Origin of the sequence: Rhodococcus chondri (assembly GCF_036327435.1) — a bacterium.
Taxonomy (GTDB): domain Bacteria; phylum Actinomycetota; class Actinomycetes; order Mycobacteriales; family Mycobacteriaceae; genus Rhodococcus; species Rhodococcus chondri.
Genome location: NZ_JAUZMZ010000007.1, coordinates 34,977 through 48,844 on the forward strand (window position 1 = coordinate 34,977; position 13,868 = coordinate 48,844).

Annotated in this window: 17 protein-coding genes and 1 riboswitch; of the genes, 10 read left to right on the forward strand and 7 right to left on the reverse strand. The window is 68.2% G+C overall.

Translation table 11 applies throughout. The annotated features are described in order from the left end of the window. Positions 1–7: 7 nt before the first annotated feature. The 3 genes from Q8814_RS02525 to thiE form a co-directional block, all read right to left on the reverse strand. A complete protein-coding gene (locus Q8814_RS02525; RefSeq protein ID WP_330150420.1) occupies positions 8–229 on the reverse strand; it encodes a heavy-metal-associated domain-containing protein in 222 nt (73 codons plus the stop codon). Between the two features lie 14 nt (positions 230–243). Beyond that, a complete protein-coding gene (locus Q8814_RS02530; RefSeq protein ID WP_330150451.1) occupies positions 244–1,761 on the reverse strand; it encodes a molybdopterin-dependent oxidoreductase in 1,518 nt (505 codons plus the stop codon). Between the two features lie 244 nt (positions 1,762–2,005). Next, positions 2,006–2,695: a thiamine phosphate synthase gene (gene thiE, locus Q8814_RS02535; protein ID WP_330150421.1), complete on the reverse strand. Its 690-nt coding sequence runs from the start codon at positions 2,693–2,695 to the stop codon at positions 2,006–2,008. 26 nt (positions 2,696–2,721) lie between these two features. Beyond that, positions 2,722–2,834: riboswitch (TPP riboswitch) on the forward strand. Between thiE and thiO the strand changes: the two genes are divergently transcribed. The 6 genes from thiO (at position 2,832) to Q8814_RS02565 (ending at position 8,158) form a co-directional block, all read left to right on the forward strand. Beyond that, the gene (gene thiO, locus Q8814_RS02540; RefSeq protein ID WP_330150422.1) at positions 2,832–3,896 is read left to right on the forward strand and encodes a glycine oxidase ThiO; all 1,065 of its coding nucleotides are present in this window, start codon (positions 2,832–2,834) and stop codon (positions 3,894–3,896) included. It overlaps the preceding riboswitch by 3 nt. Continuing rightward, the gene (gene thiS, locus Q8814_RS02545; protein ID WP_330150424.1) at positions 3,893–4,108 is read left to right on the forward strand and encodes a sulfur carrier protein ThiS; all 216 of its coding nucleotides are present in this window, start codon (positions 3,893–3,895) and stop codon (positions 4,106–4,108) included. The genes thiO and thiS overlap by 4 nt, the downstream gene beginning before the upstream one ends. Then, positions 4,101–4,886 carry a thiazole synthase gene (thiG, locus tag Q8814_RS02550; RefSeq protein WP_330150425.1) on the forward strand — a complete coding sequence of 262 codons (786 nt, stop codon included), beginning with the start codon at positions 4,101–4,103 and terminating at the stop codon, positions 4,884–4,886. The genes thiS and thiG overlap by 8 nt, the downstream gene beginning before the upstream one ends. 52 nt (positions 4,887–4,938) lie before the next feature. Further along, entirely contained in the window at positions 4,939–5,868 is a 930-nt protein-coding gene (locus Q8814_RS02555) for an ABC transporter ATP-binding protein (protein ID WP_330150426.1), read from the forward strand. Between the two features lie 14 nt (positions 5,869–5,882). Then, positions 5,883–6,650 (forward strand): ABC transporter permease, encoded by a 768-nt coding sequence (locus tag Q8814_RS02560; protein ID WP_330150452.1) that lies wholly within the window; start codon positions 5,883–5,885, stop codon positions 6,648–6,650. A gap of 23 nt (positions 6,651–6,673) precedes the next feature. Next, positions 6,674–8,158, forward strand: coding sequence for a M20/M25/M40 family metallo-hydrolase (locus Q8814_RS02565; RefSeq protein WP_330150428.1), 1,485 nt, complete (start codon positions 6,674–6,676; stop codon positions 8,156–8,158). Between the two features lie 30 nt (positions 8,159–8,188). Here the strand turns inward: Q8814_RS02565 and thiD are convergent, their stop codons facing one another. Next, positions 8,189–9,034, reverse strand: coding sequence for a bifunctional hydroxymethylpyrimidine kinase/phosphomethylpyrimidine kinase (gene thiD / locus Q8814_RS02570; protein WP_330150429.1), 846 nt, complete (start codon positions 9,032–9,034; stop codon positions 8,189–8,191). Positions 9,035–9,186: 152 nt separating this feature from the next. Here thiD and Q8814_RS02575 point away from each other — a divergent pair, with 152 nt between their 5' ends. Next, a complete protein-coding gene (locus Q8814_RS02575; protein WP_330150431.1) occupies positions 9,187–9,534 on the forward strand; it encodes a GNAT family N-acetyltransferase in 348 nt (115 codons plus the stop codon). Positions 9,535–9,553: 19 nt separating this feature from the next. Here the strand turns inward: Q8814_RS02575 and Q8814_RS02580 are convergent, their stop codons facing one another. From Q8814_RS02580 to Q8814_RS02590, 3 genes are read right to left on the reverse strand one after another with little or no spacing between them, the layout of a single operon-like run. Beyond that, positions 9,554–10,357 carry an exodeoxyribonuclease III gene (locus Q8814_RS02580; protein ID WP_330150432.1) on the reverse strand — a complete coding sequence of 268 codons (804 nt, stop codon included), beginning with the start codon at positions 10,355–10,357 and terminating at the stop codon, positions 9,554–9,556. Positions 10,358–10,366: 9 nt separating this feature from the next. After that, positions 10,367–11,341, reverse strand: coding sequence for an N-acetylglutamate synthase, CG3035 family (locus Q8814_RS02585; protein ID WP_330150433.1), 975 nt, complete (start codon positions 11,339–11,341; stop codon positions 10,367–10,369). Beyond that, a complete protein-coding gene (locus Q8814_RS02590) occupies positions 11,331–11,927 on the reverse strand; it encodes a peptide deformylase (RefSeq protein ID WP_330150434.1) in 597 nt (198 codons plus the stop codon). Before Q8814_RS02590 ends, Q8814_RS02585 begins: the two co-directional genes overlap by 11 nt. A 168-nt stretch (positions 11,928–12,095) precedes the next feature. Between Q8814_RS02590 and Q8814_RS02595 the strand changes: the two genes are divergently transcribed. From Q8814_RS02595 to Q8814_RS02605, 3 genes are all read left to right on the forward strand, one after another. Continuing rightward, entirely contained in the window at positions 12,096–12,422 is a 327-nt protein-coding gene (locus Q8814_RS02595; protein ID WP_330150453.1) for a DUF3263 domain-containing protein, read from the forward strand. 31 nt (positions 12,423–12,453) lie between these two features. After that, positions 12,454–13,074 carry a LytR C-terminal domain-containing protein gene (locus Q8814_RS02600; protein WP_330150435.1) on the forward strand — a complete coding sequence of 207 codons (621 nt, stop codon included), beginning with the start codon at positions 12,454–12,456 and terminating at the stop codon, positions 13,072–13,074. Between the two features lie 97 nt (positions 13,075–13,171). Beyond that, positions 13,172–13,828 carry a superoxide dismutase family protein gene (locus tag Q8814_RS02605; protein WP_330150436.1) on the forward strand — a complete coding sequence of 219 codons (657 nt, stop codon included), beginning with the start codon at positions 13,172–13,174 and terminating at the stop codon, positions 13,826–13,828. Positions 13,829–13,868 lie beyond the last annotated feature (40 nt).

Consider the following 13,868-nt stretch of genomic DNA (forward strand, 5'->3'; position numbering starts at 1 on the left):
GGAAGGTTCAGATCAGCCGGTAGTCACCGGCGCGGCGCACTGCAGCCTTCACGTCCGAGCGGCTGAGCTCGACGTCCTCCTTGTGTTTGAGGATCAGCCGGGACTCGCCGTCCGCGACGATCTCCACCGATACCGCCCCAACCCCGGGCACCGTGCCCACGTGGTCCTTGATGACGCGGGCGCAGCGATCGCAGGTCATGCCGGTAACCCGGTAGGTGGTGCTCTGCATTGCGCGGTTCTCCTCTAGATGCGGCCGTTGAACGCCTGCAGGGCGGCGTCCTCCCGGGTGCCGCCCCTGCCGTCGCCGTAGTCGGCGTAATCCTCGATCCACTCGATGGACCTTATCCATTTGACCATCTTGTAACCGTGGTTGGACTCGACCCGCAGCCGTAGCGGCGCACCGAGATGGATGTCGAGAGGCCGGTCGTTGCGCTCGTAGGCCAGGATCGTGTCGTCCTCCTCGACCATGTCCATCGACAGCACCGCGTAGAAGGGTTCCCGTTCCCGGTGGTCGTACATTTCCTGGGCGAGCCCGTGGGATGTGACCATCACGTAGCGGGCGTTCTCCGGGCGGGGGCCGAGGAGGTCGAGTACGTTCTCGAGCCGGACTCCGCCCCACTTGGACGTCGCCGTCCAGCCCTGCATGCAGGAGTGGACTGCGATGTATTCGGTTTTGGGTAGTGCCCGCAGATCATCGAGGCTCAGCCGGAGAGTCTCGCCGCCCGGTGTCCCGCCGACTTCGAGGCGCCAGTCGCGGAAGCCGGTCGCCTTGTGCGCGAGCCATTCGGTGGATTCGTCGGCGGTCGGTGCGAGCCCGTTGGTCCAGTGGTATTCGGAGATGTCCCTGTCGGTGTAGGTGCGCTGGGTGCCCATGCGCGGCTTCATCCAACCGAGGGTGAGTATGCGGACGGGTTCGGTGAGGGCGACGAGGACGCGCCGTGCGCGGACCCGGTCGGCGAGCGTGAGGTAGCTCAGGCCGATCCACAGCGCGATGGCGGCGACAATCGTCCCGAGCGCGATCGTGAAGGCCTGCGCGTAGCGGGCGGTGTCGGTGACACCGAAGACCATGTGCGGCAGGTTGTAATCGGCGTGAACGAGGAATACCAGTCCGATATGCATGAGGATGAACACGCTCATCAGCACCATGCCGATGAAGTGCAGGGAACGCGCGCCCTGGTGTCCGCCCCACAGCTCGACGTACCAGGGGAACCGGGAGCGGACCGCCGGGGCCATGGCGATGCCGGTGAGGATGAGCAGCGGCGCGAGAATGAATACCGCACCGGTGTAGGTGAGCATCTGCAGCGCATCGTAGGGCTGGAAATGCTCGATCGACGGGACGCCGAAGCCGAGGTAGATCGTCAATGATTCCCAGGCGTCGGGAAAGACGTCCCAGGAGGTCGGGACGATGCGTCGCCACAGTCCGGTAGCGAACAGCAGGACGACGTAGACGAGGCCGTTGAGCAGCCACAGGGTCACGCCCAGCCCGTGCCAGTGCCGGCCCAGTCCGATGTTCTTGTTACCGGGAAGTGTGAGCAGTGGACTTGCGCTGCGCTCGTCCATGAGCGAGGTGTAGACGCCCTCCTCCTGCGGCACTTTCCGGCGGGTGAACTTGATCCATTCGGTGCCGGGTTTGCAGTCGTTTCGCCACCAGAAGCGTGGAAGCGAGGAGATGATCTCCCAGCCGCTCCGCAGGACGATGCCCATGAGCAGGAAGTTCAGGAGGTGGGTGGTGCGCAGCCAGAGCGGGAAATCCGGGTCCATCACGGGCCTTTCGATTCGCAGGCAGCGGGCAGTGGGAGCCCACCTTGCGTGGCGATTCGCCGGGTTCGGTCGCGCACCGAGCAGCGCTCCCGCAGTTCGGGGCAGCCGACGAGCACCGAAATCGGAGAACATGATCATCCAGTTGTGGTTGCCACCCTAGAGGCGCCACCGGGAAGATTCGACCGGTATGACGATTCGTCCTCGTCAGGGGCGAAGCCTGCGCCCCGCGATCCGCATCGGCCGCTCAGCCGCCCAGAGCGGCCTTCAATGCGGCCGCGGCCGCGCGCGGATCGGCGGCCTTCGTGATCGCGCGCACCACCGCGATGCGGGTGACCCCGGCGTCGAGTACCTCCGGAAGCCGTTCGAGATCGACACCGCCGATCGCGAACCACGGCCGCTGTGGGCGCGACTGCGCGACCTCGCGGATCACGTCGAGGCCCGCGGCGCTGCGTCCCGGCTTCGTCGGGGTGTCCCATACCGGACCGGACGCGAAGTAGTCGACGCCTTCCTCGATGTCCGCGAGCGCAGCCTGCGCACGGCTGGCGGTCGACCGGCCGACGACGATGTCGTCGCCGAGGATGCGCCGCGCCTGCGCGACCGGAAGATCACCCTGGCCGAGGTGCAGGATGTCCGCGCCCGCGGCGAACGCGATATCGGCACGATCGTTGACGGCGAGCAGCGCTCCGTGCCGGGCGCAGGCATCGGCGAGGACCTCGAGCGCCGCGAGTTCCTCCCGTGCCTCGAGGCGGCCGAACTTCTTTTCCCCTGCCGAATCCTTGTCGCGCAACTGGATGATGTCGACGCCACCGGCGAGCGCTTCCTCCGCGAAATGTGCCAGGTCGCCCGTGTCGCGGCGGGCGTCGGTGCACAGGTACAGCCGGGCGGTCGCAAGGCGTCCGCGAGGATCGGGATGGTTGCCGCGATAGGTGCTCACGGACAAGACGGTAACCTCTGAAGAGAACGTGACAACACGGGAGTCCCGAGGAACGCGGGGCTGAGAGGGGGCCTGCCGGCCCCGACCGTTATGACCTGAACCGGATCATGCCGGCGCAGGGAGTGAGGTGGGATCAATGGCAACAGTATCCGTGGTCGGCGGCGGGGTGATCGGGCTGTCCGTAGCCTGGCGCGCGGCCTGTGCGGGCTGGACGGTGACGGTGCACGACCCGGCACCCGGTTCCGGAGCGTCGTGGGTGGCCGGTGGCATGCTCGCGCCGCTGTCGGAGGGCTGGCCCGGAGAGGATCGTGTCCTCGATCTCGGTGCCGCGTCGCTGCAACGCTGGCCCGACTTCGGCGCGCGTCTGCAGCGCACGGTGGACACCGAACTGTTCACCTCCGGGCCGTCGCTGACCGTCGCTCTCGACACCGCCGACGCCGCGGACCTGCGCACCATCGCCGACTGGGTGTCCGGGCACGGCCACGAGATGCGGATCCTGTCGCGTGCGGAGGTGCGCGCACTCGAGCCGGAACTGGGCCCGCGCATCCGGCTCGGTCTGCTCGCACCCACCGAACTGTCCGTCGACAACCGGGCCCTCGTCGACGCACTGCGCCGCGCTGCCGCCGAGACCGGAGTGCGGTTCGTCGACGCCCCGGTACGCGATGTCGCGGATCTGACCGCCGACCGGGTCGTGCTCGCTGCGGGGTCGGCGTCGGCGAAACTGTGGCCGGAACTGCCCGTCCGTCCCGTCAAGGGCGAAATCCTGCGACTGCGGACACGTCCCGGCGCGACACCGTCACCGCAGCGCACCGTGCGGGGCAGTGTGCACGGCCGGCCGGTGTATCTGGTGCCGCGCGACGGTGGTCTCGTCGTCGGTGCCACGCAGTACGAAGCCGTCGATACGCAGGTCACGGTTGCCGGAGTGCGGGATCTGATCGCCGATGCCGAAGCGCTGTTCCCGGCGATCGGCGAATACGAACTCCACGAGGCGAGCGCGGGGCTGCGCCCGATGACCCCCGACAACCTGCCGCTGATCGGCCGGGTGTCGGAGCGGGTGATCGCGGCGACCGGACACGGCCGCAACGGGGTGCTCCTCACTCCGATCACCGTCGACGCGGTTCTCGCCGAACTGGGCGACGAATCGCTTCCCGAGGCGAAATACGCCGATCCCCGACGATTCACGGAAGAAGGTGTGCGATGACGAATCCGGTATCGGTGGGCGTCACCGTCAACGGTGAAGAAAAGTACTTCGCCGAGGCGCCGACCATGACCGAAGTGCTGGCAGAACTGGGATTGCCGGAGAAGGGCATCGCCGTCGCACTCGACGGCGCGGTCTTCCCCCGTGGCCGCTGGTCCGAGAAGGTCGGCCGGGGCGCCCGCATCGAGATCATCACGGCGGTCCAGGGTGGCTGAGCATCGTGAGCCGGGACACGACCTGCCGCCGCTGACCATCGCCGGCCGCAGTTTCTCCTCGCGTCTGATCACCGGTACGGGCGGCGCCGCGAACCTCGCAGTGCTCGAGGAGGCGCTGGTGGCCTCCGGTACCGAACTGACCACCGTCGCGATGCGGCGCGTGGACGCGACGTCGGGCACCGGTGTGCTCGATCTGGTGCGGCGCCTCGGCATCGGCCTGCTGCCCAACACGGCGGGCTGCCGCGGCGCGAAGGAAGCAGTGCTCACCGCGCAGCTCGGACGTGAAGCGCTCGAAACCGATTGGGTCAAGCTCGAAGTCATCGCAGACGAACGCACCCTGTTGCCCGACGCCATCGAATTGGTCGCGGCAGCAGAGCAACTCGTCGACGACGGATTCGTGGTGCTGCCGTACACCACCGACGATCCGGTGCTCGCGCGGCGTCTGGAGGACGTCGGCTGCGCCGCGGTGATGCCGCTGGGCTCCCCGATCGGCACCGGCCTCGGTATCGCCAACCCCCATCACATCGAGATGATTGTCGAATCGGCCGGTGTGCCGGTGATTCTCGACGCCGGCATCGGCACCGCCTCCGACGCCGCCCTCGCCATGGAACTGGGCTGCGATGCCGTGTTGCTCGCCACCGCCGTGACCCGTGCGAAAGATCCGGCGCTGATGGCGTCGGCGATGCGGCACGCCGTCGAGGCGGGATTCCGGGCGCGGCACGCCGGACGGATCCCGAAGCGCTTCTGGGCACAGGCGTCGTCGCCGCTCGAGCCGTAACGCCCCGGACCGGCGTGCTGCACGCGAAGGGGTTTTCCGGCAGGCTGTCACCATGATCGAAGTGACCGGATTGACCAAGACCTTCGGTTCGACAACCGCGGTGGACGACGTGACGTTCACGGTCCGCCCGGGCATCGTGACCGGGTTCCTCGGCCCCAACGGGGCAGGGAAGTCCACGACGATGCGGATGATCCTCGGGCTGGATCGTCCCACCTCGGGTACTGCGCTCATCGACGGCAGGCGATACCAGGATCTGACGCGGCCGCTGCAGACCGTCGGTGCGCTGCTCGACGCGAAGTGGGTGCATCCCAATCGGTCGGCGCGCGCGCACCTGCGGTGGCTCGCCGCGTCCAACGGGCTGCCCGGCTCCCGCGTCGACGAGGTGCTGCGGCAGGTGGGGCTGACCGAGGTCGCCGGGAAGCGAGCCGGGGGGTTCTCGCTGGGCATGTCGCAGCGACTCGGTCTCGCGGCAGCGCTCCTCGGCGATCCCCAGGTGCTGCTCTTCGACGAACCGGTGAACGGGCTCGACCCCGAGGGCATCGTGTGGATCCGCCGCTTCATGCAGGCCCTCGCGGCGGAGGGACGCACGGTGCTCGTGTCGAGCCACCTGCTCTCGGAGATGGCGCAGACCGCCGACCATCTCGTCGTCATCGGCCGGGGGCGGCTCATCGCCGACACGACGGTGAAGGAGTTCGTCGACCGCGCCGCCGAATCGGTGGTGGTGGTGCGCAGTCCTCAACTCGACACGTTGCGTGCCGCCCTCGCCGAACGCGGGCACACGGTGCGCGACGACGACGGGGCTCTGCTCGTGTCCGGCGCCGGGGCCGCCGAAATCGGTGAGCTCGCCGCGGCCCGGTCGGTCGTGCTGCACGAACTCTCGGCCCGCAACGCGTCCCTCGAGGACGCGTTCATGAAACTCACCGGTGGCGACGTGGAATTCCACGGCACCGGATTCGACGACGTGATGAAGGGCGGACTGTGATGGCGGCGATGGCGCTGGACACGCTGCGTGCGGAACGGATCAAGCTGACGTCGGTGCAGTCGCCGTGGTGGTGTCTCGCGGTGATTCTCGCCCTGGGACTCGGGGTCGCGGCCGCGATCGGGGCGGTCTCACGGAGCTCGCTGACGATGGACGACGAGATGGCCCGCTTCTATCCGACGGTGGATGTCGCGGTCAGTGGTATCACCGGATTCGGTGTGATGGTGCTGATGATCCTCGCGGCGCTGTCGGTGACCAGCGAATATCGATTCGGGATCGTCCGCACCACCTTTCAGGCGATGCCGAACCGCTCGCTGGTGCTGATCGTCAAGTCCCTGTTCATCGGGATCGTGGGAGCGATCTTCACCGGACTCGTCGGCCTGGCCGCCGTGTTCGTCGCGCGGGCACTCGCCGGCCCCGAGGCCGGACGCGAACTCGTGCTGAGCGGGGAGACCACGTGGCGGTCGGTGTACGGCATCCCGATCTACGCGCTGCTCGCGGTGATCCTCGCGGTGGGAGTGGGCACGCTGCTCCGGCAGTCGGCCGGCACCATTGCGCTGCTGCTGTTGTGGCCGCTGCTGATCGAGTCGCTGTTCGCGTTGTTCGGGTCGGTGGGCCGGGAGATCCAGCCGTTCCTGCCGTTCTACAACGTCAACAACTTCCTCGGCCTCGAGCAAGGCGTCGAATTCCACTGGGGTCCGTGGGGTTCGCTGCTGTACTTCACGGCGTTCGTCGTGGTCGTGTTCGCGGTGTCGCTGGTGGTGGTGAACAAGCGCGACGCCTGAGCCCCGTCGAGTATTCTCGGGCGATGGCGCGCAGAGTGCTCGGTCGTGCGGGAGTGTCGGTCGCTGCGGTCGTGCTGCTGGTCGGCGGGTGTGCGGGCGACGGTGAGTCGGGCCTCGATACCGATCCGCCACCGCCACCCGTCGAGGCCACCGCACTCGCCGACGCCGTCCGGATCGACGCCGTGATGGGGCATCTGACCGAACTCGGTCGCATCGCCGGAGAACACGACGGAAACCGCGCGCTCGGCACCGCCGGATACGACGCGAGCGTCGACTACGTCGCAGAACGGTTGCGCGACGCCGGATTCGAGGTACAGACCCCCGAGTTCGACGCGACGATGTTCCGGGTCGAAACGGAGACGCTCACTGCGGACGGCGCGCCGGTCGAGGTGCGGGCACTGGGATTCTCGCCGTCGACGGTGCCCGAGGGCCTGACCGCGCCCGTGGTGCGGGTACCGACCGACGAGACCCCCGGTTGTGAATCCACCGATTACGACGGACTCGATGCCGCCGGTGCCGTCGTGATCGTCGACCGCGGCGTGTGCACGTTCTCCGTCAAGGAGCGGGTCGCCGCGGACCTCGGTGCCGCCGCGCTGCTGGTGGTCAACAATCAGGACGGGCCACTCACGGGCGCCGCGCTCGCCGAAGACCAGCAACCGCGTATCCCGGTCGGGGGGCTCGCCGGCACCGAGGCGCAGACTGTCTCCGAGGCAGGCGTGATCACCTTGACGCTCGTGACCGCCACCGACCGGCAGCGTTCCCGAAACGTGGTCGCGCAGACGGCGACCGGCTCGCCGGACGATGTGGTCGTGGTCGGCGCCCACCTCGACAGCGTGCCGGAAGGACCCGGCATCAACGACAACGGCAGCGGTGTCGCGGCCGTGCTCGAAACCGCGCTGCAACTCGGCAACGAACCGAACATCGGCAACGCGGTACGGTTCGCGTTCTGGGGCGCCGAGGAAGTCGGGCTCGTCGGCTCGAGCCGCTACATCGAGTCGCTCTCCGACGAGGAGCGCCACGACATCGCCCTGTATCTCAACTTCGACATGCTCGGTTCGCCCAACCCCGGTTATCTCGTGTTCGACGGCGACGACTCCGACCGGGTGGGTGCCGGACCGGGACCGGAAGGCTCCGCCGGAATCGAACGGATCTTCGCCAGGTACTTCGCCGACCGCGGAATCGACGTCGACGGTACCGACTTCGACGGCCGATCCGACTACGGTCCGTTCGTCGCCGTCGGCATTCCCGCAGGGGGAGTGTTCAGCGGTGCCGACGACACCAAAACCGCCGAGCAGGCCGGTAAATGGGGTGGCACGCCCGGCGAGGCGTTCGACCCCAACTATCACTCCCCGGAGGACACCGTCGAGAACATCGACCGCGAGGCGCTCGCCGCGGCGGCGTCGGCGGTCGGGTACGGCACCGCCGTGTACGCACAGTCGCTCGAGGGGCCGGACGGTGTGCCCGTCGGAGAAGCGCGCACGCAGGCACGGGCCGAGTTCACCGAGTGAAACCGGCCGGCCCGTTCGAGCGGAAACCCGCTAGTTCTCCTGCAGGCGCCACAGCGGGCTGACCGGCCCGTGCCCACTGCCGAGGTCGTACGCCCACTCGAGGCACTTGGTGACCCATTCCTTCGCGAATTCCACCGCTTCGGGCACCGGCCGGCCGTGTGCGAGGGCCGACGCGATCGCGGCCGCGAGAGTGTCGCCGCCGCCGTGATCGTTGCCGGTGGGGATACGGGGACTGGTGAATTCGAGGAACCGATCCCCGTCGAAGAGCAGATCCGTGCTGAGCTCCGAAGTACGCAGGTGACCGCCCTTGACGATGGCCCACTGCGCACCGAGTGCGTGGAGGGCCTCGGCGGCACGCCGCGCCGACGCGTCGTCGATCACCTCGATGCCGGTGATGAGCCGCACCTCGTCGAGGTTGGGGGTCACCACCGTTGCCTGTGGGATCAGCACCGAGCGGACCGCTTCGATCGCGTCGGCATGCAGCAGCGGATCGCCGTGCATGGAGGCGCACACGGGATCCACCACGAGCGGTACGGGACGGTCGCCACCGATACCGACTTCGATGCACACCTCGGCGACGGCTTCGATGATTTCCGTGGAGGCGAGCATCCCGGTCTTCGCGGCGGAGACTCCGATGTCGTCGACGACGGTTCGCACCTGCGCAGCAACGATCTCAGGGGGAATCTCGTGGAAACCGCTCACGCCCACCGAGTTCTGCACGGTCACTGCGGCCACGGCCACGCACGCATGTACTCCGCACATGGCCATGGTGCGCGAGTCGGCCTGGATTCCGGCGCCTCCACCCGAATCGGTACCGGCGATGGTGAGAACGCGAACCGGTGTCTCGGCGCGGGACGGCAGGGGCAGTAGTTTCACGGCCCACACCCTACCGAGCTGTGCCCTCTCACTCCTCGCGCGGCAGTTCGAAGGCACTGGTACAGGAAATGTGGTCACTTCTTCTGTGCGGTACCGAGGTGCTCTATAGTGGCGTAGGTCACAGTACGATCACGGTATTACGGGAGGCGTTCATGGATATGAACACGCCACGCGCCGATGTGTCCGACAACGCCGACCAGAACCGTTTCGAACTACGGCTCAACGGAGATCTCGTCGGCATCCTCGGTTACTACGATTCCGACCGCCCCTCCGGCGTCCCCGGACGAGCTCGGCCGGTCGTCGATTTCATGCACACCGTGATCGTGGAAGATTTCGGCCACCGCGGCCTCGCCGGTGTCCTGGTCGGCGGTTCCCTCGCCCTCGCGCGCAAGCGCGGTTGGCGGGTCCGTCCGGTGTGCACGTATGTGCAGCGGTACCTCGCGTCGCATCCGGACTACCGAGACCTCATCGTCCCGCTCGAGCCGGTGCGCAGGGCCTGACGCGGCGGTCGCGGCGACGTCAGTCGGCGAGATCGACGACGACGGGCGCGTGATCGCTCGCGCCCTTGCCCTTGCGTTCGTTGCGGTCGATCTCGGCACCGGTGACGCGGGCCGCGAACGCGGGGGAACCCAGAACGAAATCGATGCGCATGCCCTGCTTCTTCGGGAAGCGCAGCTGCGTGTAATCCCAGTAGGTGTACACGCCGGGGCCCGGGGCGTGCGGACGAACCACGTCGCTGAATCCGGACTCGGTGAACGCATGGAACGCGTCGCGTTCGGGCTGCGACACGTGCGTCTTGCCCTCGAAGAACGCCGGATCCCACACGTCCTCGTCGGTCGGCGCGACGTTCCAGTCGCCGACCAGCGCGATCTGCTGCCCGGCATCGGCGTCCAGCCAGCCCTGGGCGTCGGCGCGCAGCTTGGCGAGCCAATCGAGCTTGTAGACGTAATGCGGGTCGTCCACCGCGCGACCGTTGGGCACGTACAGGCTCCACACCCGCACACCGCCGCACGTGGCGCCGATGGCGCGTGCCTCCAGCGCGGGGGAGATTTCGGAATCCTTCGAGAATCCGGGCTGATCGTCGAACCCGATCTGCACATCGTCGAGCCCGACCCGCGACACGATCGCCACACCGTTCCACTGACTCAGTCCGACGTGCGCAACCTGATAGCCGAGTTCCTCGAACCGGGCGAACGGGAACTGCTCGTCCTTGCATTTGGTTTCCTGCATGGCGAGCACATCGGTGTCGGTCCGTTGCAGCCAGTCGACGATCCGGTCGGTACGGGCACGGACGGAGTTCACATTCCAGGTTGCAAGGCGCACACCGCCACTTTAGGACACCGGACCGACAGGTTCCGTCGCGTACCGGTAACGGTGGTGGTCGAGGAATCCCAGGTCCCGGTACAACGCGCGCGCCGCCGAATTGTCGGCGTGGACCTGCAGATATGCATGAGTGGCGCCGCGGTCGCGGGCCCAGCGCAACAGCGCCCCGCACAGCAATGTGCCCAGTCCGTGCCGGCGATGCTCGGGCGCGACCTCGACCGCGGTGAGCCCGACCCAGCGTCGTCCGTCGGGAGAGTCGGTGACCGCCGCCCGGCCGATCGCCAGGGGCGGCTGTCCGGGTGCGCCGATCCGCCCGAATCCGAGCGTGCCGTCGGCGACCGACCCGAGCACCGCGCGAGCTGCGGGAACGTCGCCGCCGCGATACATCGAAAGCCACTGATCGTCGGCGACGGGTTCGACGAGCACGGGGGTGCCGCCGTCTGGAAGCGGCACATTCTCGAGGTCCGCGGCCATCACAAGGACTTCGTCGCCGACGGTCCAGCCGTGCGGGACACGCGCCAGCCGATCGGGCAGGAGCAGTCGCAGAGGCAGCCCGCGCGCGGCGAACCAGCCGCGCAGGCGCGCGGCGACAGCCGGATCGGCCGGGTCGGCGACGGTGCCGCGTTCACCCAGCGGCGTCGCAGAATTCGCACGGCCGGTGAAACCGGCGCCGGCCCGCACGAGCCAGCCGTCCACCCAGTCCTGCTCGAGGCCGGGCCATCCTGCCGCTGCGGCGTGCTCGAGCGCCCGGATCTCCGAGGTGCGGATGGGCCGCACCCCCAGCGCTTTGAGTGCGACCACCGAACTGGGGGCCACCTGCACGAGTTGCTTGCTCTCGGTGCGCACCACGACGGCCGGTTCGAGCGCGACCAGTTCACCGATGACATCCGTCATGGGATGGCTGTAGCCGGCGGGCAGCCGGTAACGCAGCACCACTCGGCTGCCGAGAGGTACCGCGCCGGTGGCGGGTTCGTCAGTCGTCATCGTCGTGCCCGAACGGGTCCTCGACCGTTCCGGGCAGCCAGGTGAGGCCGGGAGTGCCCCAGCCTGCACGTTTGATGGTCTTCTTCGCGGCGCGCGCGTTGCGGCCGATCAACACATCGACATAGAGGAAACCGTCGAGGTGGCCGACCTCGTGCTGCAGCATCCGGGCGAAGAATCCACGGCCCTCGATCTCGATGGGGTCGCCCTTCTCATCGGTGCCGGTGACCTTGGCCCAATCGGCACGGCCGGTCGGGAAGTTTTCGCCGGGCACAGACAGGCAGCCCTCGAGGTCGTCCTCCGGGTCGGGCATGGTCTCCGGGATCTCCGACGTTTCGAGCACCGGATTGATCACCGCGCCGCGACGTCGCGCGACCTTGCCGGAGTCGTCGAGATCGGGGCAGTCGTAGACGAACAGCCGCTTGGCGACCCCCACCTGATTGGCAGCCAGGCCCACCCCGTTCGCGGCGTCCATCGTCTCGTACATGTCGGCGATCAACGGGGCGATTTCGTCGGGCGACTCGGTCACCGGTGCCGTGGGGTTGTGGAGTACGGGATCGCCGACGATGACGATGGGAAGAATGGCCATGGTCAATCAGAATAGTGTGCCGCGCCCGCTCGCTCGTCGGGCCGGTGAGTGTCGGCGCACCGTGGTTCAATGACGTCGCAAACACGCAGGCACCTGTCGTGGGCGTGATTCGAGCAGGCGAGGAGTGAGATGGACAGCGCAGCAGCGCGCGGTACGGACCGGTCCGATATGGAAAGCCGGGAGGGCACCGCCGCCACCGAACCAGCCGACGCGGGCAGCCCCCACGATCTCGGCGAACACGGCCTGAGCCGTCGAGAACACGACATCCTGGCATTCGAGCGGCAGTGGTGGAAATACGCCGGTGCCAAGGAAGAAGCCATCAAAGAACTGTTCGGCCTCTCCGCCACCCGCTATTACCAAGTGCTCAACGCATTGATCGACCGTCCCGAAGCGCTCGCCGCCGACCCGATGCTCGTCAAGCGACTGCGTCGATTGCGGTCGAGCAGGCAGAAGGCGCGCGCCGCGCGCCGGCTCGGTTTCGAAACCACGCGGTAGCGGACGGCAGCGGACGGTCGCCAGGGCAACTATGGTCGACTGCGTGAGCAGAACCGTCGAGAACGCGAGCCGAACCTCCGGATCATCGGGACCGCCCCTGCGGGCGTTCGCGATGGTGCTCATCTCCCTGGCCATCTTGTTCGCCGGTCTCGGTCTCGCGGGGTTCGGCGGAGACGACGACGAATCACCCATACCGCCGACCAGCGAAGCAGCCGCGGCGCCGTCCACTTCTGCGGCGGCACCGTCCGGTGGCGGGGTCTTCGGCAACGCCGCGTCCCCGTCCCCGGCGACGGATGCGCGGACTCCGTCGCCCGCCGCGCAAAGCGCGACATCGGGGAGTGCGCCCACCTCCGCCCTGCTCGAGAGCGCACCCGCGTCGGCGGCTCCGGTGCGTGTGTTCAACAACAGCAACGTCGCGGGGCTCGCGGCGCAGACCGCGAGTCTGCTCGAGGACGAAGGGTTCACGGTCGCCGAGACCGGGAACTACAGCGACGGTCTGCTGGCCCAGACCGCGGTGTATTACGGCACGGGCGCCGGGGAGCGGGAAACCGCGATGGCCGTCGCCGACGCGTTGGGGGTGAGCGCGCAGCCGCGGTTCGCCGGGATCGAGGACTCCTCGCCCGGTGTGATCGTGATTGTCACCGAGCAGTGAGCCCGCTCGCCAGGGCTCTTCGGCCATCGCGGCGTTTGTCCCGATCCGGGCCCGGCTATGATCGGGTGACTTTTCGGCACTTCGAAGGAGCGGTTTGATGGCCTCCAGTTCCACCCGTCGCATGTCCTGGCGTGCCCTGGCCCCGATCGTTGCGATCGCTGCGGTGGGCCTGAGCGCGTGCTCGAACAACGAGGCGCCGAGCACCGAGCCGGGCACCACGCCGCCGGTGTGGACTGCATCGGCCGCACCGCAAGGTGAACAGTCGCAGGGCGGTGAGTCGCATGGCGGCGCGACCGGCGGCGAGACCGGTAGCAGAACCGGGGGCGCTGCCTCGTCCGGCGACTCGCTCACAGCTGCACTCGAGTCGGTCTCGGGTGACTCCGCAGGCACCGTCACCTTCGCGGAAGGCGACGGCGGCGTCGAGGTCACCGTCGAGGTGGAAGGTCTCGAGCCCGGTTATTACGGCGTACACGTCCACGAATTCGGTGTGTGCGAGCCCGATTCGGCCGCACCCGCCGGCGGCCCGACCGGCGCGTTCCTGTCGGCCGGCGGTCACCTCCAGGCAGGCGGCAACACCAGCATTCCCGAGAGCGGCGACCTACTCTCCCTCGTCGTCCGCGGCGACGGTTCCTCGACCGCGACCCTGACGACTTCCGAGTTCTCGCTCGAAGATCTGCAGGGCGAGGACGGCACGTCCGTGGTCGTGCATCGCGACAACGCCGGCGAACGCCTCGCCTGCGGTGTGATCGAGTAGAAGCCCGGACGGGTAATCCCACTCACAGGGCCCCGCGACC